The 20,574-nt window shown below is 71.7% G+C and carries 26 protein-coding genes; 7 read left to right on the top strand and 19 right to left on the bottom strand.

Annotation, left to right across the window (positions count from 1 at the left end; translation table 11 throughout):
* Nucleotides 1–71: 71 nt before the first annotated feature.
* Nucleotides 72–533, top strand: a complete 462-nt coding sequence (locus tag ACWCPY_RS17915; RefSeq protein ID WP_451266111.1) for a DUF2199 domain-containing protein — start codon at nt 72–74, stop codon at nt 531–533.
* 27 nt (nt 534–560) lie between these two features.
* Here ACWCPY_RS17915 and ACWCPY_RS17910 read toward each other — a convergent pair whose 3' ends face one another.
* From ACWCPY_RS17910 to ACWCPY_RS17895, 4 genes are all read right to left on the bottom strand, one after another.
* The gene (locus ACWCPY_RS17910; protein ID WP_451265977.1) at nt 561–1,196 is read right to left on the bottom strand and encodes a TetR family transcriptional regulator; all 636 of its coding nucleotides are present in this window, start codon (nt 1,194–1,196) and stop codon (nt 561–563) included.
* 187 nt (nt 1,197–1,383) lie between these two features.
* Complete coding sequence (locus ACWCPY_RS17905; protein ID WP_451265975.1) at nt 1,384–2,655, bottom strand: GNAT family N-acetyltransferase; 1,272 nt, start codon at nt 2,653–2,655, stop codon at nt 1,384–1,386.
* 77 nt (nt 2,656–2,732) lie between these two features.
* Nucleotides 2,733–3,716, bottom strand: coding sequence for an asparaginase (locus tag ACWCPY_RS17900; protein WP_451265973.1), 984 nt, complete (start codon nt 3,714–3,716; stop codon nt 2,733–2,735).
* Between the two features lie 47 nt (nt 3,717–3,763).
* The gene (locus tag ACWCPY_RS17895) at nt 3,764–4,372 is read right to left on the bottom strand and encodes an RsiG family protein (protein ID WP_451265971.1); all 609 of its coding nucleotides are present in this window, start codon (nt 4,370–4,372) and stop codon (nt 3,764–3,766) included.
* A 117-nt stretch (nt 4,373–4,489) separates the two neighbouring features.
* Between ACWCPY_RS17895 and dtd the strand changes: the two genes are divergently transcribed.
* Nucleotides 4,490–4,939 carry a D-aminoacyl-tRNA deacylase gene (gene dtd, locus ACWCPY_RS17890; protein ID WP_451265969.1) on the top strand — a complete coding sequence of 150 codons (450 nt, stop codon included), beginning with the start codon at nt 4,490–4,492 and terminating at the stop codon, nt 4,937–4,939.
* A gap of 24 nt (nt 4,940–4,963) precedes the next feature.
* Here the strand turns inward: dtd and ygfZ are convergent, their stop codons facing one another.
* The 3 genes from ygfZ to ACWCPY_RS17875 are packed head-to-tail and all read right to left on the bottom strand — an operon-like array spanning nt 4,964 to nt 7,050.
* Nucleotides 4,964–5,929 (bottom strand): CAF17-like 4Fe-4S cluster assembly/insertion protein YgfZ, encoded by a 966-nt coding sequence (gene ygfZ, locus ACWCPY_RS17885; protein ID WP_451265967.1) that lies wholly within the window; start codon nt 5,927–5,929, stop codon nt 4,964–4,966.
* A 60-nt stretch (nt 5,930–5,989) separates the two neighbouring features.
* On the bottom strand, nt 5,990–6,439 hold the full coding sequence (locus tag ACWCPY_RS17880) for a Fur family transcriptional regulator (RefSeq protein WP_451265965.1): 450 nt from the start codon (nt 6,437–6,439) through the stop codon (nt 5,990–5,992).
* Nucleotides 6,440–6,477: 38 nt separating this feature from the next.
* Nucleotides 6,478–7,050, bottom strand: coding sequence for an FABP family protein (locus tag ACWCPY_RS17875; RefSeq protein WP_362450025.1), 573 nt, complete (start codon nt 7,048–7,050; stop codon nt 6,478–6,480).
* 425 nt (nt 7,051–7,475) lie between these two features.
* Here ACWCPY_RS17875 and ACWCPY_RS17870 point away from each other — a divergent pair.
* Nucleotides 7,476–8,356, top strand: a protein-coding gene (locus tag ACWCPY_RS17870; protein ID WP_451265962.1) for an IS5 family transposase whose coding sequence is annotated in 2 segments (ribosomal slippage) — nt 7,476–7,836 and nt 7,836–8,356 — 882 coding nt in all. Because the reading frame shifts where the segments join, the coding sequence is not laid out codon by codon here.
* Nucleotides 8,357–8,362: 6 nt separating this feature from the next.
* Here ACWCPY_RS17870 and ACWCPY_RS17865 read toward each other — a convergent pair.
* From ACWCPY_RS17865 to ACWCPY_RS17850, 4 genes are read right to left on the bottom strand one after another with little or no spacing between them, the layout of a single operon-like run.
* Nucleotides 8,363–8,536, bottom strand: coding sequence for a hypothetical protein (locus ACWCPY_RS17865; protein WP_451265960.1), 174 nt, complete (start codon nt 8,534–8,536; stop codon nt 8,363–8,365).
* Between the two features lie 22 nt (nt 8,537–8,558).
* Nucleotides 8,559–9,419, bottom strand: coding sequence for a hypothetical protein (locus ACWCPY_RS17860; RefSeq protein WP_451265958.1), 861 nt, complete (start codon nt 9,417–9,419; stop codon nt 8,559–8,561).
* On the bottom strand, nt 9,416–10,240 hold the full coding sequence (locus ACWCPY_RS17855) for a hypothetical protein (protein WP_451265956.1): 825 nt from the start codon (nt 10,238–10,240) through the stop codon (nt 9,416–9,418). Before ACWCPY_RS17855 ends, ACWCPY_RS17860 begins: the two co-directional genes overlap by 4 nt.
* Nucleotides 10,237–11,091, bottom strand: a complete 855-nt coding sequence (locus ACWCPY_RS17850; RefSeq protein WP_451265954.1) for a hypothetical protein — start codon at nt 11,089–11,091, stop codon at nt 10,237–10,239. Before ACWCPY_RS17850 ends, ACWCPY_RS17855 begins: the two co-directional genes overlap by 4 nt.
* A gap of 106 nt (nt 11,092–11,197) precedes the next feature.
* Between ACWCPY_RS17850 and ACWCPY_RS17845 the strand changes: the two genes are divergently transcribed.
* Nucleotides 11,198–11,560 (top strand): DsrE family protein, encoded by a 363-nt coding sequence (locus ACWCPY_RS17845; RefSeq protein ID WP_124717294.1) that lies wholly within the window; start codon nt 11,198–11,200, stop codon nt 11,558–11,560.
* Between the two features lie 10 nt (nt 11,561–11,570).
* Here ACWCPY_RS17845 and ACWCPY_RS17840 read toward each other — a convergent pair whose 3' ends face one another.
* From ACWCPY_RS17840 to ACWCPY_RS17805, 8 genes are all read right to left on the bottom strand, one after another.
* Nucleotides 11,571–11,828 (bottom strand): DUF3099 domain-containing protein, encoded by a 258-nt coding sequence (locus ACWCPY_RS17840; RefSeq protein ID WP_072488000.1) that lies wholly within the window; start codon nt 11,826–11,828, stop codon nt 11,571–11,573.
* A gap of 161 nt (nt 11,829–11,989) precedes the next feature.
* Nucleotides 11,990–12,277, bottom strand: a complete 288-nt coding sequence (locus ACWCPY_RS17835; RefSeq protein WP_018490348.1) for a DUF1416 domain-containing protein — start codon at nt 12,275–12,277, stop codon at nt 11,990–11,992.
* Nucleotides 12,278–12,328: 51 nt separating this feature from the next.
* Complete coding sequence (locus ACWCPY_RS17830) at nt 12,329–13,174, bottom strand: sulfurtransferase (protein WP_451265952.1); 846 nt, start codon at nt 13,172–13,174, stop codon at nt 12,329–12,331.
* 159 nt (nt 13,175–13,333) lie between these two features.
* On the bottom strand, nt 13,334–13,441 hold the full coding sequence (locus ACWCPY_RS17825; protein ID WP_350983699.1) for a putative leader peptide: 108 nt from the start codon (nt 13,439–13,441) through the stop codon (nt 13,334–13,336).
* Between the two features lie 300 nt (nt 13,442–13,741).
* A complete protein-coding gene (locus ACWCPY_RS17820) occupies nt 13,742–14,431 on the bottom strand; it encodes an LmeA family phospholipid-binding protein (protein ID WP_451265949.1) in 690 nt (229 codons plus the stop codon).
* A gap of 132 nt (nt 14,432–14,563) precedes the next feature.
* A complete protein-coding gene (locus ACWCPY_RS17815) occupies nt 14,564–15,997 on the bottom strand; it encodes a hypothetical protein (protein WP_451265947.1) in 1,434 nt (477 codons plus the stop codon).
* A 10-nt stretch (nt 15,998–16,007) separates the two neighbouring features.
* Nucleotides 16,008–16,262: a MoaD/ThiS family protein gene (locus ACWCPY_RS17810; RefSeq protein ID WP_072488004.1), complete on the bottom strand. Its 255-nt coding sequence runs from the start codon at nt 16,260–16,262 to the stop codon at nt 16,008–16,010.
* A 41-nt stretch (nt 16,263–16,303) separates the two neighbouring features.
* Complete coding sequence (locus tag ACWCPY_RS17805) at nt 16,304–17,200, bottom strand: alpha/beta hydrolase family protein (RefSeq protein ID WP_451265944.1); 897 nt, start codon at nt 17,198–17,200, stop codon at nt 16,304–16,306.
* 276 nt (nt 17,201–17,476) lie between these two features.
* Between ACWCPY_RS17805 and ACWCPY_RS17800 the strand changes: the two genes are divergently transcribed.
* From ACWCPY_RS17800 to ACWCPY_RS17790, 3 genes are all read left to right on the top strand, one after another.
* The gene (locus ACWCPY_RS17800; protein WP_451265942.1) at nt 17,477–18,280 is read left to right on the top strand and encodes a winged helix-turn-helix transcriptional regulator; all 804 of its coding nucleotides are present in this window, start codon (nt 17,477–17,479) and stop codon (nt 18,278–18,280) included.
* A gap of 24 nt (nt 18,281–18,304) precedes the next feature.
* A complete protein-coding gene (locus ACWCPY_RS17795; protein WP_451265940.1) occupies nt 18,305–19,342 on the top strand; it encodes a LacI family DNA-binding transcriptional regulator in 1,038 nt (345 codons plus the stop codon).
* A gap of 116 nt (nt 19,343–19,458) precedes the next feature.
* Complete coding sequence (locus tag ACWCPY_RS17790; protein WP_451265938.1) at nt 19,459–20,574, top strand: S1C family serine protease; 1,116 nt, start codon at nt 19,459–19,461, stop codon at nt 20,572–20,574.

The raw sequence follows: 20,574 nt of genomic DNA, 5'->3' as shown, positions 1-20,574 counted from the left end.
AGGATCCGCCCATGGCTATCGACCACGGCTACACCTGCTCCTGCTGCGGCGAACACCACGCGGAACTCCCGATGGGGTACTCGACCATGGCGCCCGACGTCTGGGACGCGAGCCTGGAGAGCGACCCGGACAGCATGCTCTCCTCCGACCAGTGCATCGTCAGACACGAGCACTACTTCATCAAGGGCCTGATCGAGATACCCGTGTTCGGCAGCGAGGAGCCGTTCTCCTGGGGTGTCTGGGTCTCGCTCAGCCGGGAGAACTTCGCCCGCGCCCTCGATGTGTGGGAGACCCCGGGCCGCGAGTCCGAGAAGCCGTACTTCGGCTGGCTGAGCACCGAGCTGGGGCTGTACTCGCCCCGTACGACCAACCTCAAGACCAACGCCCACACCCGCCCGATCGGCCGGCGCCCCCGCATCGAGCTGGAGCCCACCGACCACCCCCTCGCCGTGGAGCAGCGCACCGGCATCACGCGCGACCGGGTGCGGGAGATCGCCGAAGCGGTGCTGCACGCCGACGACGCCCGCGCCTGAGCGCCCGCGCCCCGCCGGGAACCGCCGCTACCGCTGTTCCCCGAGCCCCGTCCGCAGCTGCACGAAGGCGAGTTCGGCCGACTCGACCGCGTCCGCGTACACCTTCTCCGCGCTCTCCCCCGCGTCGATCCGGCGCCAGTTCTCCAGGGCCAGGATGCGCAGCACGGCGATGATCTGGCCCGCGGCCAGCCTGTCCCGCACCCGGCCGCCGAGCGCACGGGCGAGTGCCGCCTCCGAGCGGCTCTGATAGGCGTACAGGCGGGCGACCAGGGACGGCGTCCCGTACAGCAGCCGCTGGTACGCCAGCACCTGCGGCACATCGCAGAGCCCGGTGACCGGGTCGCCCCGCTCCAGGCCGTCGAGGAAGTTGCGGCGCAGGGCGTCGAGGGGGGACTCGGTGTCCGCACGGGCGGCGACCACGCGGGCCGCCTCGTCCTCGTGGTCGGCGAACCGGTGCAGGACCAGGTCCTCCTTGGCCGGGAAGTACCGGAACAGCGTCGGCTTCGAGATGTCGGCCGCGGCCGCCACCTCCGCCACCGAGACCTTGTCGAAGCCCCGCTCCAGGAACATCGCGATCGCGGCCTCGGAGACCGCCTGATAGGTCAGCCGCTTCTTCCGCTCCCGCAGACTCATCTGCTCGTTCCCGGGCTTCTCTCCGTCCATGACCACGAAGCGTACGCCCCGGACTCCCGCCGGACCCGTCCCCGGGAAGCGGCCGCGCACGCCCCCGACCGGCCGGGAACCGACAACTGGAGGTGGGCAATCCGTATGTGTGGGGTGGTGACCGGGGCGAGCCGCGTTGACGCGACGGGCGCACACGGCTCGGCGGAGCCCGGTCCGGCGGCAGGTCTCAGAACATGTCCGGGCACCACGCCCGACGCCCCGCCCGCAGCATCGTCTCCGCCCGCGCCACCGCGCCCGGTGCGAGCTCCTCGACGCGGCCCAGCGCCGCCAGCCGGGCGGGGGACTCGTCGCCCAGGTAGAGGGTGCCCAACTCCCTCACGTCCAGGGCGAGGTCGGCGTCGGCCGTGGTGGGGGCGCAGGTGGCGCCGGAGGCGGTGGCTTCGAGGCGGTAGCGGCCGGTGGTCAGGCCCGTGGCGTCGTGGATGTCGAGGGTGAGCGTGCCGGGTACCGCGTAGGTGCGGGCCTCCAGGGCGCGTACGACGTCCAGGACGCGCACCCACAGCCAGTCCGCCTGGGTCACGACGCGGGCGGCGCGCGGGTCCGGGAGCAGGAGGGGCAGCAGGTCGTCGGGGGCGCGGTAGCCGGAGCGGACCGTGGTGATCCAGTCGATCGAGCAGACGAAGTGCCACAGCGCGCGCTCGGCGGCCGGGGTGAGGGCGATCTGCCAGAGCACCGTGGCCCGGTTCAGCGGCTGCTTGGCGTCGCCCCAGTGGCCGTCGGCCCGGTAGACGAGCAGGCCGTCCACCTCGCCGGCCGCGTTGCTGCGGACCGCGTAGAAGGGCTCCGTCCAGGTCCCGGAACCCGGCGCCCCGGGCCCCGTCCGGACCTCTCCGGTGTTCACGGCCCACCAGCGCGCGTCGCGGTCGATCAGTCCGTGCTGCCGGGCGCGCAGCCGGTCGTGCAGGGCCGGGCCCAGCTTGCGTACGTCCGCGCCGCTCACCAGGTCGATCCGGCCGCCGTCCGGCTCGGACGGCCCCGGCCGGCTCGGGTCGAGGCCCGCCCTCGGTACGTCGATCTCCCACTGGGTGGTCCAGGCCGCCGGGCCGAAACCGTACCGCCCGTAGATCGGGTACTCGGCGGCGATCAGCGTGGCGACCGCGTCACCGCGCTCCTTCGCCGCCGCGAGGTCGGCGGCCATCATCCGGTTGAGCAGCCCGCGGCGGCGGTGCGTGGGCGACACCGTGACGTTGGAGATCGCGTCGGCCGGGACCGTCGCGCCGCCGACGACCGTGAGTTCCTGCGCGAAGGAACGGAAGGTGGCCACGCACCGCCCGCCGTCGAACGCGCCCTGGGTGCGGGCGAGATCCGTGTGCGGGAGGCGTCGTTCCGCCTCCTGTTCCGTCTCCGTCTCCGTCGGCGCGTGCAGGAAACCGGTGTGCTTGGCGCGCAGCCAGTCGGGGAACTCGGCGGCGGTGATCGTACGGACGTCAAGGGCCATGCGGGCCACGCTAGGCACACGGCGTGCGGGATGTCGCCCGGTTTTCCGCCACTCCACAACGGGCGGGCCGGAGCGGGTCAGAAGGCCGCCCGGATCTCGCCGACCTCCCCGCCACCGCCCAGCAGCGGCGCGTGTCCGATCCGGGAGACCACCGGGGCGTCGATGCCGAGCAGCCGCAGCGCCCGGGCCAGCACCGGCCCGAGCGCCCGCGTCGCCCCGTCGTCGATCTTGAAGGCCAGTGCCCGGCCGTCCGCCAGCGCCACCGCCTGCACCGCCTCGGCGCCCATCTTGGAGAGCGTGCCCGGGACCTCCCGCATCAGCCAGGTGTCGGGGCGACGGGTCCCGGCCACGTACTCGGGGTGGGCCCGCATCGCGTCCCCGACCCGGCGCTCCGCCGTTCCCGGCTCGGCCAGCACGAAGGAGCGGAAGGCCCGCGCCAGGCCCACCAGGCTGATCGCCATCAGCGGGGCCCCGCACCCGTCCGTGCCGACCGCCGTGACCGGCTCGCCGGCCGCCTCCTCGACGACCCGGTGGACCAGCTGCTGGAGCGGGTGCGACGGGTCGAGGTAGCTCTCCCGGTCCCAGCCGTTCACCGCGCACACCGCGAGCATCGCCGCGTGCTTGCCGGAACAGTTCATGGTGATCCGCTCCCGCACCCGGCCCGCGGCGAGATACGTCTCCGCCTCCGCCGGGTCCAGCGGCAGATCGGGCGGGGTCTGCAGGTCGCCGGCGGTCAGTCCGTGCTCGGCGAGCATCGTGCGGACGAGTTCCAGGTGGAAGTCCTCGCCGGAGTGGCTCGCGGCGGCCAGTGCCAGCCGCTCCCCGGACAGGTCCAGCCCGGCCCGCAGCACGGCCGCGGCCTGCATCGGCTTGTTGGACGAGCGCGGGAAGACCGGCGCCGCCGGATCGCCCAGGGACCGTTCCACGCTGCCGTCGGCGGCGAGCACGACCAGCGAACCCCGGTGACGGCCCTCCACGAAGCCGGACCGTACGACCTCGGCCAGGACGGGGAGAGCGGGGGATATGGCGGATGGGGCAGCGGGGGCGGCGCTGGAGGTCATGGTGGCCTTCCGGGGACGGGCGGGAACCCGCCCCCGGAAGGATCGCTTCAGGCGAGCAGGTCGTCTACTTGTGCTTCCCCGTCACGGTACCTGCGGGCGATCTCCGCGCTGCAATCGTCGGTGGTGCGTTGCAGCTGGTGACGGCGGCGGGAGACCTGCTGTTCGTAGCGGACCAGGCGCCCCATCGCGGTGTGCAGCTCCTCGTCCGTACGGGCGTCGAGGTCGGAGAGTTCGACCTCGGCGAGCGTCTCGGCGGCCAGCCGGCGGTACTCGTCGCTGCGCGGTGTGGTGAGCGTGACGTGCCGGGCGGAGGAGCGGTGCTGGGACGGGGGGTCGGCGAGGATCTCCGAGAGCCGGTCCACCACCGGTGCCTCCGGATCGAGCCGCCGGGCCAGTTCGGCCCGCAGGATGTCGATCCGGCCCTGGACGAGCCTGCGTACGTAGCTGAGGTCGGCCTCGTCGCGCTGCGAGTCTCGGCGCAGTGTGCGCAGCTCCGGCAGCCGCAGGGCGCCCAGCTCGGGCTGCGGCCCGGCGGACAGGCCGTCCTCCAGTCCGCGGCCGGTCCGCTGCACGGGTGGGCGCATGATGCTGGTGCTGGCGCCGGTACGCGTGGCCGGTACGGCGCCGGGGGACTGCCCGGTTCCATAGGTACTCATGCTTGTGTCCATCCCCTCGACCGGTGCGTCGGCACACCGCCTTCCGAGCATGGTGCCACTCCGGTGGGCCCTGTGTGGATGCTCTGTACCCGTTCAGCCCAAGATAGGTTGGTCTGTATGCGTGCAGTGATACAGAGGGTGGACGGCGCGAGCGTCACGGTGACCGACCGTGCGGACGGGTCCGGCGGGCCCGGGGTGGTCGGCGAGATCGTCGGCGAGGGGCTGTGTGTGCTGGTGGGAGTCACCCACGGGGACACCCCGGAGAAGGCGGCTCAGCTCGCCCGCAAGCTCTGGTCGCTCCGCATCCTGGAGGGCGAGAAGTCCTGCTCCGATGTGAATGCACCGCTTCTGGTGATTTCGCAGTTCACTCTCTACGGGGACGCCAGGAAGGGCCGCCGGCCCACCTGGAACGCCGCGGCGCCCGGCGAGGTCGCCGAACCGCTGGTGGACGAGGTGGTGAAGCAGCTGCGGGCGCTGGGCGCGCGGGTGGAGACGGGCCGGTTCGGAGCGGACATGCGGGTCTCGCTCACGAACCACGGCCCGTTCACCGTCCTCGTCGAGGTCTGAACCGACCGGGTCCGGACCGGAGCGCTACGGCTCGACGACCGTCTCCTGGGAAGCGGCCGTGTCCCCCGCGAGCAGTTCGGCGTCCACCGCGACGTTCCGCTTGACCAGGGCCAGCGCGATCGGCCCCAGCTCGTGGTGGCGGGCGGACGTGGTGATGAAGCCCAGCTGGCGCCCTTCGGCACCGTCCGCGGCGAGCCGCAACGGTGTGCCGTGCCCGGGCAGCACGACCTCGCTGCCGTCGAGGTGCAGGAAGACCAGCCGACGCGGCGGCTTGCCCAGGTTCTGCACCCGGGCCACCGTCTCCTGGCCGCGGTAGCAGCCCTTCTGGAGGTGCACGGCGGTACCGATCCAGCCCAGCTCGTGCGGGATGGTGCGGTGGTCGGTCTCGAAGCCGAGGCGCGGGCGGTGCGCCTCCACGCGCAGCGCCTCGTACGCCAGGATGCCGGCCACCGGGCCGTGCGCCGCCGCGTACTCCTCCAGGTCGGCGCGGGGCAGGAAGAGGTCCCGGCCGTACGCCGTCTCCCGTACCGTCACGCCGTCCGGGACCTCGGCGATGGAGCCGGCCGGCAGGTACACCACGGCGAAGTCCTCGGTGCGGTCGGCGACTTCGACCCGGTAGAAGAACTTCATGGACTCCAGGTAGGCGACGAGGTCGCCCTGGGTACCCGGTTCGGCGTGCATCCACACGGTCTCGCCGTCGTCGACGAGGTAGAGGGCGTGCTCGATGTGCCCGTTGGCACTGAGGATCAGGGCCTCGGTGGCCTGGCCCGGGGCGAGTTCGCTGACGTGCTGGGTGAGCAGGAGGTGCAGCCAGGCCAGCCGGTCGCTGCCGGTGACGGTGACGACCGCGCGGTGCGAGAGGTCGACGAGGCCGGAGCCGTCGGCGAGGGCGCGCTGCTCGCGGAACAGGTCGCCGTAGTGCGCGGCGACGCCTTCGTCGCGGCCTTCGGCGGGGACGGCGCCGGGCAGGGACAGCAGGGGGCTCTTCATGCGACCAGCGTACGACGCGGTACGGACGGGACCTCCGCAGAGGCCCCCGGGCCGGACGGCCTAGGTCTCGGGGCCGGCCGCCTCGGCCTCCGCCTTGGCCGTGCACCCGGCACAGCGGCCGAAGATCGCGAAGTGCTTCATGTCCGTCTCGAACCCGAAGCTGTTCTTCAGCTTCGCGGTGAACTCGGCGACGACGTCGACATCGGCCTCGATCACGTCCGTGCAGTCGCGGCAGACCAGATGGATGTGGTGGTGACGGTCGGCCAGGTGGTACGTGGGCGCCCCGTGCCCCAGGTGGGCGTGGCTGACCAGCCCCAGCTCCTCCAGGAGTTCGAGGGTCCGGTAGACGGTGGAGATGTTCACACCGGACGCGGTCCTGCGGACCTCGGAGAGGATGTCGTCGGGTGTCGCGTGTTCCAGCGTGTCGACGGCTTCCAGGACAAGCTGCCGCTGCGGCGTCAGCCGGTAGCCGCGCTGTCGGAGATCGGTCTTCCAGTCGGTGCTCACCACACGCCCAGTGTAGGACCGGGTGAGCACCCGCCCGCCGACTACTTGAAGAAGGCGATGCCGTCGTCCGGCAGGTCGCCGAGGCTCTTCGCCATCTCCTCGACCTCTTCCGGGGTGACGACCTTCTTCAGGTGCGCCGACATGTACGGACGCAGCTCCACCTCGGGGGTGGCCTTCTCGCCGACCCACATCAGGTCGCTCTTCACATAGCCGTACAGCCGCTTGCCACCGCTGTACGGGCCGGAGGCCGCGGTCCGGGCCACCGCGTCGGTGACCAGGTCGATCTGCGGCTTCTTGTCGGCCAGCTCGCCGTACCAGATCTCGATGACGCCCTGGTCGCGGGACATGACGACCTCGACCTTGCGGTCCTTGTCGATGCGCCAGTAGCCGGACTCGGACTCCAGCGGCCTGACCTTCTTGCCCTCGGAGTCGAGCACCCAGGTGTGCGAGACGTACTCCAGGAAGTCCCGGCCGTCGTGGCCGAAGGAGACTTCCTGGCCGAAGTTGCACTGCTCGGCGCCGGGGAAGTCGGAGACACCCGCGCCCGCCCAGTTGCCGAGAAGGAAGGCCAGCGGGACGAGGTCCGGGTGGAGGTCGGACGGGATCTCGATCATGAGCGGCTCAGGCGATCTGTGAGGTGGGGTGGCTGCGGACGGAGGCGGGGACCGGGAAGGAGAACGGTCAGCGCTGACCCTGGTAGAGCTTCTTCACGGTCACGCCGGCGAAGGCGAGAACGCCGACGCAGACCAGGACCAGCAGGGCGGAGAAGAATGCCTCAAGCACGGGAACTCCTTGCAACGAGCGTTATGGCAGCAGTACGGGGCCGGGCCCCAGCCTAATGGGTTGGGGCCCGGCCCGCCGGTCCGGGGTTTGCCCGGGGACCGGCGGGGGGCGGGTCAGCCCAGCAGCTGGTTCTGCAGGATCAGCGTCTGGTGGAACGGGACGCTCCGGGTGCTCTCCTCGCCCTTGCGGGACTGGACGACTAGGGCCTGTCCGGCGGATCATGTGACTTTCTGACCAGTCGCTCGTTGCTTGGGGCATGGGTCGGGGGGAGCTAACGAATCGCGAGTGGTCATTGCTGGAGCCGCATCTGCCTTCGCCGGGTGGCCGGGGCGGCCGGTGGAACGATCACCGGACGGCGATCAACGGGATCCTGTTCCGGGTCCGCACCGGTGTTCCGTGGCGGGACCTGCCGGAACGCTACGGATCGTGGAAGACCGTCTATGAGCGGCACCGCCGCTGGTCGGCGGACGGTACTTGGGACCAGCTCCTGCAGGCGGTCCAGGCCGACGCCGACTTTGCCGGGGGGATCGACTGGGGCATGGTCGGCGTCGACTCGACGTCCTGCCGGGTCCACCAGCACGCGGCCGGCGCCCGCAAGGCGAGGCCGCGGGTCCCGAAAAAAGGACGACGCCCCGGCATCACCGCCCCGATGAGGGACTCGGGCGGTCCCGGGGCGGTCTGACCTCCAAGATCCACCTCGCCGGTGAAGGCGGCTGCCGCCCCATGGCTCTTCTGGTCACTCCAGGTCAGTGGGGTGATGCCCCGCAGATGATTGAGGTCCTGGACCGGATTCGGGTTCCCCGCCCGCTTGGCGGACGGCCCCGGACCCGACCCGCTCACGTCAGTGGCGACAAGGCTTACAGCTCCCGCCGCAATCGCCGCTACCTGCGAAGACGCCGCATCAAGCACACAATCCCCGAGCCGAAGGACCAGCGGGCCAACCGACGGCGCAGAGGCAGCGCGGGCGGTAGACCTGCCGGCTTCGACCGCGAGCGCTACCGGCGACGCAACGAGGTCGAGCGGACCATCAACCGACTCAAGAACTCCCGTGCGGTGGCCACCCGTTATGACAAGAGGGCCTACGTCTTCCACGGCACAGTTACGGTCGCAGCGATCCGACTCTGGCTTCGCCCCTGAGCGGGCTCACTCTTTCTGAGTCGACGCCCAGGAAAACAGCAGCAGCGCGACAAACGAGACCACGGGATAGACACCCGCGCTCCACGGTTGCGGCACGATCTTCCCGGCCGCAACCGCCACGACTGCGAGCACAACCCAGCTCAGGATCAGCCATGGACGCTTGACCAGCGTCCTAGCCACGAACGCCCAACGGCTCCGGAAATTATCCCCCATTGATCCCATGGCCAGACGATAGCCCCCGCGGGGAGCAACCATCCAAGATCCGCCGGACAGTGCCTAGGGCGAGCGTGTCGCCGGCGACCACGTAGCCCTGGCGGACCCGCGCCTCGCCGTACGGCTTCGCCTCGTCGTACACGTAGGACGAGGTGCCCTCCACCTTGCCGCCGCCGCTCCAGCCTTCGTCGAGAACCGTCTCGGGCGCCCCGGCGAGCGGCACCGGTGATCCGCTGACGGTGATCGAGTCCAGGAAGGACTGGGCGAAGGCCGTCGAGTTGAACCGGACGAGATAGATCCGGGTCGATGTGCCGTCCGGCATGGTCCAGCCGCGGGCGGCCACGTGCCGCGGAGCCGAGTCCTTCAGCGTCTGCGCGATGCCGGAGCGCCCGCCCTTCGCGTACTCGGAGAGGTACAGCTCCGTGCTCACCCAGCCGCCGTCCAGCTTCTTGTCCGCGGTCGCTCCGGCCGGGGCGGGCAGCAGCAGGCGCCGCAGGTCGGCGTGGTGGATCTCGGCGACGTTGCCGTCGCTGTACGGGCGGGGCGAGCCGGCCGGGAGCGCGGGCAGGCTGAGCTCGGGGTAGTCCCAGCGGCCGTCGCTCTCGGTGGCCAGGCCGGGCACGTCGGTGCGCTCCATCGAGGTGATGCCGAAGGCCGTACCGGCACCGAACCCCCCGAGGACCAGGGCGGCGACGGTCCACCGGGCGACGGCCCGCAGCACGCGCCGCGGCGGCTTCGGGTCCGGGGCCGGAAGGGGCTCGGGCGCCTGCGGTACGGGGACGGCCCCGGCGGACGCGGCGGGCGCGGCGGGCGCGGTCCCGGCGGGTGTTCCCGTCGTCTGCTCGGTCATACGTACTCTCCCGGGGACGCGATGTGGTCGAGCTGGTCCTTCAGGAGTTCGGCGACGGCCTTCCGGTCGAAGGGCCTGGTGCCGGACGCGGAGAGGCTGACGCTCAGCTCGCCGTCGTACGCCAGGCAGTTCATCGACTCGATGGAGTCCTCGCTGCCCTTGCGCAGGACGTAGCACCTGGCGTTCCTCGTGTGCCCCTTGATCTTCGGCTCCGTGCGGAAGATGCCGATGCCCTCGAAGAGGCCGGTCCTGAAGGCGTAGAGGTTCCGGACGGCCCTCTTGTCCTTCATCCGCGTGATCTCGGTGCTGATCGCCAGGGTGTTGGCGTCCTCGGTATAGGAACGGGTGGCGATGCCCTCGATACGGAGCTTGTCGATCCGCTTCTCGTAGGCCCGGCGCTCCCTGCCCGCGAGGCCGCGGGCGTTCTGCTTCATGGCGGCGGCCGCCTTCTTGCCGCTCAGCTCGCCGTCGTTGCCCAGCTCCCCGTTGTCGGGGCCGAGCCGGTAGCCGGCCGGGACCGGCAGCAGCAGCTTGCTGAGCTCGGTGGAGGCCCGGCCCCGGGACACGTCACCGGCCGGGTCCTTGCCCGGCTCGTGCTCGCTCTCCGCCACGAGGCGGGTCCCGACGCCGCGGTCGGCGCCGTCCACCGAACTCTTCGTGTACGCGGCCGCGCCCGCGACCGCGGCGACCACCAGCACGACGGGAAGCGCCAGGAGGATCGTCCGGCGCGGACGGCCGGAGGCAGCGGTCCCGGAAGCGCCGGTACCGGAGGGGTCGGCGTTCTCGTCGGGCGTGGTCACCTGCGGGGTCACGTCGCTCACAGGCGCTCCAGCTGTCTCTCGGCCAACGTCCGGATGTCCTTCTTGCTGATCGGTACGGTGTCGTACAGGTGGATGTCGGCCACGATGTCGCCGCGGTACACGGTGGCCCTGGCGTGGTAGGACGGCAGGTAGCCCGGTTTCCGGTCGACCTCGTAGAGGAAGTAGCGGCCGTTGCCGCTGCCCTTGATCGCGTCGCCGCTGTTGCCCGCGCCGATCTCGGTTCCGGGCATGTACCTGAGCTGGGCCTCGGCGAATTCCTGGGCCCCCTGGAAGGTCGACGAGCCGAACTGCACGAGACTGGTCTCGGCGGTGCGGTGCTGCCCGCGCTTCCAGGCGGCGCCGGCGATCCGGCGTACGTCGCTCTCCAGGAAGTACTCGTACATGGAGCCCTCCTCCTCGTAGGAGCGGGCGTAGACGTCCGGGCTCAACCAGCCGTCGCCGATGCCCGGCACCGAGCTGTCGTCGTCGCTCCAGCCCGCGGGCCGGTCGGCGATCAGCTTGCGCAGGTCGCCGTCGGTCCTGACCCGGCGGTCCTGGGACGCGGGCAGCGGGTCGGGAGCCCTGCCCGGGGGCAGTGCCTTCGCCGGGTACGCCAGATCGGGCTGCGACAGGGCGGGCAGCGGGGTCGGGGCGCGCTCGGCCTGCACGTCGTAGCCCACGGCGGTGCCGCCCGCGATGCCGAGCACCGCGGCGGCTACGACGATCAGTGCCGTACGCCCGCGCGGGCGCTTCGTGACGGGCGCGGCGACCGGTGCGGTTTCGGGCTCGGCCACGAGGGCCTCGGGAACGGGCCGGGGCTCGGGTCCGCCCTCGGGCGGCGACCCGTCGGACATGGTGTTCTTCGGTTCCAATTGGGGTCCCCCCACGAGACCAGAGGCGCTGATTCCGTTATCCGCGCACACCCCTGACTGCCACCGGGGAACCGAGGTTGCCCTCCCGACGATTACAGTTCGGCATATGCCGAAGAAGCTCGTGATCAAGGTGACCGCAGGTGCCGACTCCGCCGAGCGCTGCTCGCAGGCGTTCACGGTGGCCGCGGTCGCCGTCGCCAGTGGCGTGGAGGTCTCGCTCTGGCTGACCGGGGAGTCCTCCTGGTTCGCGCTGCCGGGACGCGCCGCCGAGTTCGAACTGCCGCATGCCGCGCCGCTGCCGGACCTGATCGAGTCGATCCAGGCGGGCGGGCGGATCACCCTGTGCACGCAGTGCGCGGCCCGGCGTGACATCACCGAGCAGGACGTCCTGGAGGGCGTGCGGATCGCCGGTGCCCAGGTCTTCGTCAGCGAGATCATGGCCGACGGCGTCCAGGCGCTCGTCTACTGACGCGAGAGCGTCACCGCCGCTTCTTGCCGTCGAGTTCGTCCCACCACTCGTCGGACTTCGGGTCGCCGGACGGATCGTCCCACCAGCGGTCCTCCGGCCCCCGCCGGTTGGCGACCATGGCCGCGACGGGCGGGATGACCATCGCGACGAGGCACATCGCTATAGCGGCCGGCATCGACCACAGCCTGACGAACGACCAGGCCGACACGAAGAGGACGATGCAGGCCCCCATCATCAGGAAATAGCCGCGACGGCGTCGCGCGTACATGCCTCCAGGGTAGGTCCCGGGGCCGCCCGTGCGACCGGCGCGCACCCGCCCGCACGGCACGAAGGGCCGTACCCCGTCCAGGAAGGCGTCCAACCCCCTGGGGTACGGCCCTTCGGCCGATCTGTGTCGCGGTACGCGGACCGCGGCGGGACCCGCCCGTACTAGACGGCGATCGCGACCTCGGAGAGGCCACCGGTCTGCGCCACGACCGTGCGGTCGGCGCTGCCGCCCGGGACGAGGGCGCGCAGCGTCCACGTGCCCTCGGCCGCGTAGAAGCGGAACTGTCCGGTCGCCGAGGTCGGGACCTCGGCGGTGAACTCGCCGGTCGAGTCCAGCAGGCGCACGTAGCCGGTGACGGGCTCGCCGTCGCGGGTCACGCTGCCCTGGATCGTGGTCTCACCGGGCTTGATGGTCGAAGCGTCGGGGCCGCCGGCCTTTGCTCCACACATGGTGTCTCGTCCTTCTGGGTCGGGGGTCGTGCTGATCCGGGTCGTGCGGAGTTACTTGTTGGCGCCGAGCTCGATCGGCACACCCACGAGGGAGCCGTACTCGGTCCACGAACCGTCGTAGTTCTTGACGTTCTCCTGGCCGAGCAGCTCGTGCAGCACGAACCAGGTGAGCGCGGAGCGCTCGCCGATGCGGCAGTACGCGATGGTGTCCTTCGCCAGGTCGACCTGCTCGGCCTCGTAGAGGGCCTTGAGCTCCTCGTCCGACTTGAAGGTGCCGTCGTCGTTGGCGTTCTTCGACCACGGGATGTTGCGGGCGCTCGGCACGTGGCCGGGGCGCTGGGACTGCTCCTGCGGGAGGTGTGCCGGGGCGAGCAGCTTGCCGCTGAACTCGTCGGGCGAACGCACGTCGACCAGGTTCTGGCTGCCGATCGCCTTCACGACGTCGTCGCGGTAGGCGCGGATCGACTCGTCCTGCGGCTGGGCCTTGTACTCGGTGGCCGGGCGGGACGGGATCTGGTCGCCGTCGACCAGGTCGCGGGAGTCGAGCTCCCACTTCTTGCGGCCGCCGTCGAGCAGGCGGACGTCCTGGTGGCCGTAGAGCTTGAAGTACCAGAACGCGTAGGACGCGAACCAGTTGTTGTTGCCGCCGTACAGGACGACCGTGGTGTCGTTGCCGATGCCCTTCTCGGACAGCAGCTTCTCGAACCCGGCCTGGTCGATGAAGTCACGTCGGACCGGGTCCTGGAGGTCCTTGGTCCAGTCGATCCGGATCGCGTTCTTGATGTGGTTCTTCTCGTACGCCGAGGTGTCCTCGTCGACCTCGACGAGAGCGACCTTCGGGTCGTCGATGCGGGCCTCGACCCAGTCGGCGTCTACCAGGACGTCACTGCGGCTCATTCTGTTCTCCTCCGGGGCAGTCTGCGGCGAGATGATGCGAGACGGTGCGTGATGCGGGTGTACGGCGGCGCGGCGTGCGGCACACGTACAACGGCGATCGGGATGGGCCCTGACATCGGTCGAAGGGCCGGGGGAACGCGGGGCGCCGAGGGCTCCCGCTCAGACAGTGCGACAGAGCATGGCGGCGACGCGGCACAGGTCCACTGCCCGCCGCTTCGTGAGATCCGCCCGTCCCCGCTGCGGGAGACCGCCAATAGAGCACTGCATGGGACCGATCGTAGGGAGGTACGGGCGGACATGTCACCGCCGTGTCGAATTCTGAGACACGATCGTCCGCCATGCGAGACGGGAAGGGGGTCGCGGCATCCCCCGCACGGCTCCCGTGCCGTCGGCGGCCGTCGGCCATCTACAGATCGGACACGGCCGTCTCAGTATGTGGCGCGCCGAGGCGTCGAAGCGCGCGGCGCGCGGGGTGTGGTCCGCCGGACGGGGCGGGGCGCCCAGGGTCTTTCGTTCGGATCGGGCCGGATCAGGCCCCGCGAGCCCGGCATGATCCGAACGAGAGACCTAGGCGGCGAGCTTCACGTCCGTGCCCGTCACCGAGATCTCCAGGCCGTCGGCGGTCGGCTGGATCCGCTGGAGCTTCAGGCCGCTCGGCAGGGCGCCGACCTCCCGGTCGAAGTCGGTCTTCTGGCGGACCAGCCCCTCCAGCCCGGGGATGCCCTCGCCCGGCACCTTGTCCGCGTGCACCCGGAGCGTGTGGCCGTCGACCAGGGTGACGGTGGAGAGCACGCTGCGCGAGACCGGGTTGCCGAGGACGTCGACCGTGCCGGTCACCTTCACCTTGTTGTTGCCGCCGTACTCGACGGCGACGCCGTCGCTGGCGGCCTTGGTGAGGTCCTCGTACGAGATGACGGCGGTGCCCGTGGCGCGGGCGGCGGTGGCGCTGGTGTAGCCGTCGGCGAGCTTCACGTCGTGCAGTGCGGCGTTCATCCTGCTGATCCGGAGCCTTCGGCCGTTGGCGGCGGTCTCGATGCCGGTGATCTCGACATCGACCTCGTCGAGCCGGGCACCGGCGATCTGCGTCAGGAACGGGAATCCCTTGATGGAGACGTCCGTCGAGCCGATCGTGGCGTCCGTGATCCGGATCCGCCCCGCGGCCTCCGACTCGGCGAAGTACACCGCGGCCCGGTCGACGGCGACGAAGATCCCGCCCAGGACCACCACGATGACCAGCAGTATCCGCAGTGCACGCATGCCCGCTCTTTCCCCCACCCTGCATTCCGGCCGGACCCCCGGCGCCCCGCACGTCCGGATGAATGTGCGCGGCGCCCCGGGGGATCGACGAGCAGGCACCCCTCTTCGGTTCCCTGGGTGGTGCGGCCCCCGTTACGAGAGTGCGCGGCCGAGCAGGTACACGGCGGGCGCCGCGGCGGTGAGCGGCAGTGCCACACCGGCGGTCATGTGGACGAAGCGGGACGGGTAGTCGTAGCTCGCCACCCGCAGCCCGATCAGCGCGCAGACACCCGCCGCGAGGCCGAGCAGCGCGCCCTTCGTGCCCAGGTCGGTGAGCGCGCCGGCCACGGCGCCACCGCCCGCCGAGGCGAGCAGCGCCGCCACGACCGAGGCCGGTCCGGGCAGCGGCAGCGCGCGGACGAGCACCGCGACCGCGACGGCCACCGCGCCCACCGTCACCGCGTCCGGGACCGCCGCGAGGTGTCCGGCGGCCAGGACCGAGAGGGCGGCCGACGCGACGGTGGCCATCAGCCCCTCCATCCGCTCGTCGGCGCCCGCGTGGCTGCGCAGCTGGAGGACCACGGTGAGCAGCACCCAGACGCCGAGGGTGCCGAGGATGGCGGCCGGTCCGTTCTCCCGGCCCGCGGCGAGCAGCGCGACGTCGGCGACGAGGCCGCCCGCGAAGGCGAGCGCGATGCCCTGCCGGGCCGGCCACATGCCGTTGAGCCGGAACCAGCCGGCCGCGGTCACGGCCTGGAGCAGCACGAGGGGCACGACCAGGGCGTACTGCCCGATCGCGGCGCCCAGGGCGAGCAGCAGCCCGAGTCCGGCGGTGATCGCGGCGGGCTGCATGCCGGGCGGGATGATCGGCGAGCGGCCCTCGGCGCGGGCGCGCTGGGCGTCGGTGATCCGGCTGTTGCCCAGGGTGGTGGGGGCGCTGTAGCCGTCCGTGCCGTGTGCGGATGCGGGTGCGGGTGCGGGTGCGGCAGCGGCGACCGGCTCGGCGGCGGGGGGCGCCGCCGGTGCCTCGGGCGGCAGCGGGTACGAGCCCGAGGCTCCCTGCGGCGGCAGAGGGGGCGGCAGGTAGGCCGTCTCGTCGGCGGCCGGACCGGGCCCGGCGGGCCGGGAGGGCTGCGCGGGCTGGGAGGACTGGAGGACCGGCTGGTACTGGGTGTCCCAGGTCTGGCCCTCCCAGGTCTGCGCGACCGCGGGGTCGTGGGCCACGGGCGCGGCGGGCTCCTGGGCGTACCCGGCCGGCCAGCCCTGGCCGGGGTCCGCCTGCGGTGCCTGCTGCGCGGCTCCGTACGAGGGGTACGGGGGCTGCTGCCCGTACGGCTGCGCGCCCTGGGCCCCGCCGCCGTAGGACTGGTCGCCGTAGGACTGGTCGCCGTAGGACTGGTCGCCGTAGGACTGGTCGCCGTACGGCTGCGCGCCGTAGGCCTGCGCGCCGTAGGCCTGCGCGCCGTACGACTGATCGCCGTACGGCTGCGGCTGCGGCTGCCCGCCGTTCGACGGGTCGTGGCCGGGGCCGTACCCGTAGCGCGGGTCCTGTCCGTACGGATGCTGCTGATCGTTGCTGCTGCTCATGTTCTGCGGTTCACCCTCCTGCGAACGGCGGGAGCACCTCGACCGTGCCGCCCTCGGCAAGGCGTACGGTCTCATGGCCGCGGGTCCCCACGGGGTCACCGTCGATGAGGAACGAGCACCTTTGCAGCACTCGGGTGAGCTCTCCGGGGTGCCGTTCACGCACCGCGTCGAGCGCCTCGGCGAGGGTCGCAGCCGTGTACGGCTCCTCCGCGGTCCCGGCCGCGGCCTTGGCGGCGGCCCAGTAGCGGATCGTTACCGCAGGCATGGCGCCACTCCTCTCGTCTCTCGTCAGCTGTCCATCATGGGTCACGGCGTCACCGCCCAGTCGGCGATGCGGGTGAGCAAGGTCTCGTCCGCGGCGTTCTCGGCATGCCCCATGCCGCGCTCCAGCCACAGCTCGGCTCCGTTGCCGGCCGCGTCGGCCAGCGAGCGCGGGTGGTCCAGCGGGAAGTACGGGTCCCGGTCGCCGTGCACGATCAGCAGCGGGGCCGGGGCGATCAGCCCGACGGCCTCGACCGGCGGGAGCGGCACCGGATCCCACTCGTTGCGGTCGATCCGGGTGCGCAGGCCGTAGCGGCCGACCACGCGGCCCATCGGCCGGGTGACCACCCAGTGCAGGCGGCGCATCGGGGCGGTGCCCCGGTAGTACCAGCGGGCGGGGGCGCTCACGGCCACCACCGCGTCCGCGTGCGCCTCCGGACGCGCCCCGGTGCGCCCCTCGCGCTCCGCGGTGCCACCGGCTTCCGCACCGTCCGCCGGCCGTCCCGCGTACAGCGCCCCGTGCCGCAGCACCACGGACCCGCCCATCGAGAAGCCGACGGTCACGACCCGGCGGTGTCCGAGCTCCCGCGCCCACGCCACCGCCGCGGCCAGATCCAGCACCTCGCGGTCCCCCACCGTGGACCGCCCGCCGGACCCGCCGTGCCCCCGGAACGAGAACGTGACCACGGCCGCACGCCCGGCGAACACCCCGGCGGCACGCCGCACCGCGGGCCGGTCCACCGACCCCGTGAAACCGTGCGCGAGCACGATCGCAGTACCGTCGGAGGATGACCCCGCACCGGCCCCGGCACCCGCCGTACACGGTTCGTACACCGCCTCGATACGCACCCCGTCATCGGTACGCAATGCGGTGCGCAGGGGACCGGGCGTGATCGAGGGAACAGCGGAACTCCGAATTCGCCCCTCGGACACAGAACTCATGTGGGCTATTGTGCTGGGAAGAGGATCCGGGCAGAGCAGCCCCCGGGTCCTTTTGTGCTTTCCAGGCGTTGTTACGGCGACGTTTCCACAAGCTCAGCGGTCCCGGGGCGCGGGACCGCATCCGTGGGACCAGCACGAAAACGTACGAAGAAGTGCCGCATACTCCCCCGGGCCCGGCCCGGGAGTGCCCCTCTCGCAGGGAACGAGGAGGACCGACGTAATGGGCGAGCGAACCGTGCACGATCATCGACCGACGACCCAGGCAGGTGGGCGGCGATGAGTTCACTGCTGCTCCTGACGAATGCCCTTCAACCGTCGACGGAGGTGCTGCCCGCCCTCGGTCTCCTGCTTCACAGCGTGCGGGTGGCACCGGCCGAAGGCCCCGCCCTCGTCGACACCCCCGGTGCCGACGTCATTCTCATCGACGGCCGCCGCGATCTCCCCCAGGTGCGGTCGCTCTGCCAGCTGCTGCGGTCCACCGGACCGGGCTGTCCGCTGCTCCTCGTCGTGACGGAGGGCGGTCTCGCGGCCGTCACCGCCGACTGGGGCATCGACGACGTGCTGCTGGACACGGCGGGACCGGCCGAGGTCGAGGCCCGGCTGCGGCTGGCCACCGGCCGGCAGCAGATCAGCGCCGACGACTCCCCGATGGAGATCCGCAACGGCGACCTCTCGGTCGACGAGGCCACGTACAGCGCGAAGCTGAAGGGCCGGGTCCTGGACCTGACCTTCAAGGAGTTCGAACTGCTCAAGTACCTCGCGCAGCACCCGGGCCGGGTCTTCACCCGTGCCCAGCTGCTCCAGGAGGTCTGGGGCTACGACTACTTCGGCGGTACGCGCACCGTCGACGTCCATGTGCGGCGGCTGCGCGCCAAGCTCGGCCCCGAGCACGAGTCCCTGATCGGCACGGTCCGCAACGTCGGCTACCGCTTCGTGGTGCCCGAGAAGGTGGAGCGTGCGGCCGAGGAGGCCAAGGACCGGGCCGCGGCGGGAGCGGCCGCCGAACCCGTAACCCGTTCGGAGCAGTCACGGGCGGCCGCACCGAGGGAAGAAGCCCCGGTCCGGCCTGCCGGAAGGTAGGTATATCCGCGTAGACTGCCGCGCGTGGCCAAGGTGACGCGGGACGATGTGGCGAGACTGGCGGGGACGTCGACCGCGGTCGTCAGCTACGTCATCAACAACGGACCGAGGCCGGTCGCCCCGGCCACGCGCGAGCGGGTACTCGCCGCGATCAAGGAGCTGGGCTACCGGCCGGACCGGGTTGCCCAGGCGATGGCCTCACGGCGGACCGATCTCATAGGGATGATCGTGCCGGACGCCCGGCAGCCGTTCTTCGCGGAAATGGCGCACGCGGTCGAACAGGCCGCCGCCGAGCGCGGGAAAATGGTGCTCGTCGGCAATTCCGACTACCGCGACGAACGCGAGGTCCACTATCTGCGGGCCTTTCTCGGCATGCGGGTCTCCGGCCTGATCCTGGTCAGCCAGGGCCCCAGCGAGCGGGCGGCGGCCGAGATAGAGGCGTGGGACGCGCGGGTCGTGCTGCTGCACGAGCGGCCGGAGGCGATCGACGACGTCGCGGTCGTCACCGATGACGTCGGCGGCGCCCAGCTCGCCACCCGGCACCTGCTGGAGCACGGCAACGAGTACGTGGCGTGCCTCGGCGGCGTGGAGTCCACCCCGGCGGTCGGTGACCCGGTCGCCGACCACGTCGAGGGCTGGCGCCGGGCGATGCACGAGTCGGGGCGCTCGACGGAGGGCCGGCTCTTCCAGGCCCCGTACAACCGTTACGACGCCTATCAGGTGGCGCTGAAGCTGCTCGCCGGGCCGGACCGGCCGCCGGCGATCTTCTGCTCGACGGACGACCAGGCCATCGGGGTGCTGCGGGCCGCGCGCGAGCTGCGCATCGATGTGCCCGGGGAACTCGCGGTGGCGGGCTTCGACGACGTGAAGGAGGCCGGTCTGACCGATCCGCCGCTGACGACGGTCTCCTCGGACCGCCCGGCGATGGCGCGGGCCGCGGTGGACCTGGTGCTCGACGACTCGTTGCGGGTGTCGGGGTCGCGGCGGGAGCGGCTGAAGCAGTTCCCGTCGGCGCTGGTGGTACGGCGCTCCTGCGGCTGCGGGGAGCCGACGGCCGGGTAGCGGGCGGGGCCGGTCCCTGTGACGGGCCGGGTCCTTATATCGGGCATACGAGCTTCTGCCGGGCTTCTCAGCGCGTGCTCAGGCTTCTCTCATCTTCGCCGGACACGCTCATATGCATGACAGAGAGCCAGCGCCCGAGCGGCGAGTACCCGACGTACCCCTCGTACGGCAACGGCGACGCGGCCTACCCGCCGCCGCCGTCGTACCGGCCCGCACAGCCGATCGCGACGGGCCCCGGAACCACCGTGTGGCCCGGCGGGAACGGCTCCGACGGGCACGGCGGCAACGGCGGCGACGGACCCGGCTTCCCGCCGCCCGCGCCCCAGGAGCCGGCCGCGCCCCGGCACCGGGCCAGGCGGCCGGTCGCCCTGCTGGCGGCCGTGGCGATTGCGGCGGCGATCGTCGGCGGCGCCACCGCCACCGTCGTCGAACAGCTCACCGGCGACAGCTCGAACAGCGCGAGCAGCGTCATCCCCGGCACCACCGTCTCGCAGAGCAGCAAGGGCACCGTCGCCGGTGTCGCCAAGGCCGTCTCGCCGATGATCGTCGAGATCAACGCGACCTCGACGGCGGGCGAGTCCACCGGCTCCGGCGTGGTCATCACCTCCGACGGCGAGGTCGTCACCAACAACCACGTCATCTCCGGCGCCTCGTCGATCAAGGTGACGCTCAGCAACGGCAGGACGTACACCGCCGATGTCGTCGGCACCGACCCCGACAAGGACCTCGCGCTCATCAAGCTCCAGGGTGCGAGCGGGCTGAAGACGGCCACGCTGGGCGACTCCTCGGCGGTCGCGGTCGGCGACCAGGTCGTGGCGATCGGCTCTCCCGAGGGCCTCACCGGCACCGTCACCAGCGGCATCGTCTCCGCCCTCGACCGCGATGTCACCGTCGCCAAGGAGGACGGCAGCGGCCAGGGGCAGGGCGGACAGGGCGGCGGCGAGCAGTGGCCGTTCGAGTTCGGCGGCCGGCAGTTCAACGGCGACACCGGTGAGTCCACCACCACGTACAAGGCCATCCAGACCGACGCCTCGCTCAACCCCGGTAACTCCGGCGGCGCGCTCATCAACATGAACGGCGAGATCATCGGCATCAACTCCGCGATGTACTCGGCGAGTTCCACCAACGGGTCGAACGGTTCGAGCGCGGGCAGCGTGGGTCTCGGCTTCGCCATCCCGGTGAACACGCTCAAGGCCGACCTCGACACCCTGCGGGCCGGCAACGGCTCCTGA

This window comes from Streptomyces sp. NPDC002403 (assembly GCF_053593015.1).
This window is presented reverse-complemented; position numbering and strand designations above follow the sequence as displayed.

Bases quoted from the DNA above. Each gene is read 5' to 3' on its own strand.
- ACWCPY_RS17915 (WP_451266111.1), top strand. From the start codon at position 72: ATGGGGTACTCGACCATGGCGCCCGACGTCTGGGACGCGAGCCTGGAG.
- ACWCPY_RS17910 (WP_451265977.1), bottom strand. From the start codon at position 1,196: ATGGACGGAGAGAAGCCCGGGAACGAGCAGATGAGTCTGCGGGAGCGG.
- ACWCPY_RS17905 (WP_451265975.1), bottom strand. From the start codon at position 2,655: ATGGCCCTTGACGTCCGTACGATCACCGCCGCCGAGTTCCCCGACTGG.
- ACWCPY_RS17900 (WP_451265973.1), bottom strand. From the start codon at position 3,716: ATGACCTCCAGCGCCGCCCCCGCTGCCCCATCCGCCATATCCCCCGCT.
- ACWCPY_RS17895 (WP_451265971.1), bottom strand. From the start codon at position 4,372: ATGAGTACCTATGGAACCGGGCAGTCCCCCGGCGCCGTACCGGCCACG.
- dtd (WP_451265969.1), top strand. From the start codon at position 4,490: ATGCGTGCAGTGATACAGAGGGTGGACGGCGCGAGCGTCACGGTGACC.
- ygfZ (WP_451265967.1), bottom strand. From the start codon at position 5,929: ATGAAGAGCCCCCTGCTGTCCCTGCCCGGCGCCGTCCCCGCCGAAGGC.
- ACWCPY_RS17875 (WP_362450025.1), bottom strand. From the start codon at position 7,050: ATGATCGAGATCCCGTCCGACCTCCACCCGGACCTCGTCCCGCTGGCC.
- ACWCPY_RS17860 (WP_451265958.1), bottom strand. From the start codon at position 9,419: ATGACCGAGCAGACGACGGGAACACCCGCCGGGACCGCGCCCGCCGCG.
- ACWCPY_RS17845 (WP_124717294.1), top strand. From the start codon at position 11,198: ATGCCGAAGAAGCTCGTGATCAAGGTGACCGCAGGTGCCGACTCCGCC.
- ACWCPY_RS17840 (WP_072488000.1), bottom strand. From the start codon at position 11,828: ATGTACGCGCGACGCCGTCGCGGCTATTTCCTGATGATGGGGGCCTGC.
- ACWCPY_RS17835 (WP_018490348.1), bottom strand. From the start codon at position 12,277: ATGTGTGGAGCAAAGGCCGGCGGCCCCGACGCTTCGACCATCAAGCCC.
- ACWCPY_RS17830 (WP_451265952.1), bottom strand. From the start codon at position 13,174: ATGAGCCGCAGTGACGTCCTGGTAGACGCCGACTGGGTCGAGGCCCGC.
- ACWCPY_RS17825 (WP_350983699.1), bottom strand. From the start codon at position 13,441: ATGCAGTGCTCTATTGGCGGTCTCCCGCAGCGGGGACGGGCGGATCTC.
- ACWCPY_RS17820 (WP_451265949.1), bottom strand. From the start codon at position 14,431: ATGCGTGCACTGCGGATACTGCTGGTCATCGTGGTGGTCCTGGGCGGG.
- ACWCPY_RS17815 (WP_451265947.1), bottom strand. From the start codon at position 15,997: ATGAGCAGCAGCAACGATCAGCAGCATCCGTACGGACAGGACCCGCGC.
- ACWCPY_RS17810 (WP_072488004.1), bottom strand. From the start codon at position 16,262: ATGCCTGCGGTAACGATCCGCTACTGGGCCGCCGCCAAGGCCGCGGCC.
- ACWCPY_RS17805 (WP_451265944.1), bottom strand. From the start codon at position 17,200: ATGAGTTCTGTGTCCGAGGGGCGAATTCGGAGTTCCGCTGTTCCCTCG.
- ACWCPY_RS17800 (WP_451265942.1), top strand. From the start codon at position 17,477: ATGAGTTCACTGCTGCTCCTGACGAATGCCCTTCAACCGTCGACGGAG.
- ACWCPY_RS17790 (WP_451265938.1), top strand. From the start codon at position 19,459: ATGACAGAGAGCCAGCGCCCGAGCGGCGAGTACCCGACGTACCCCTCG.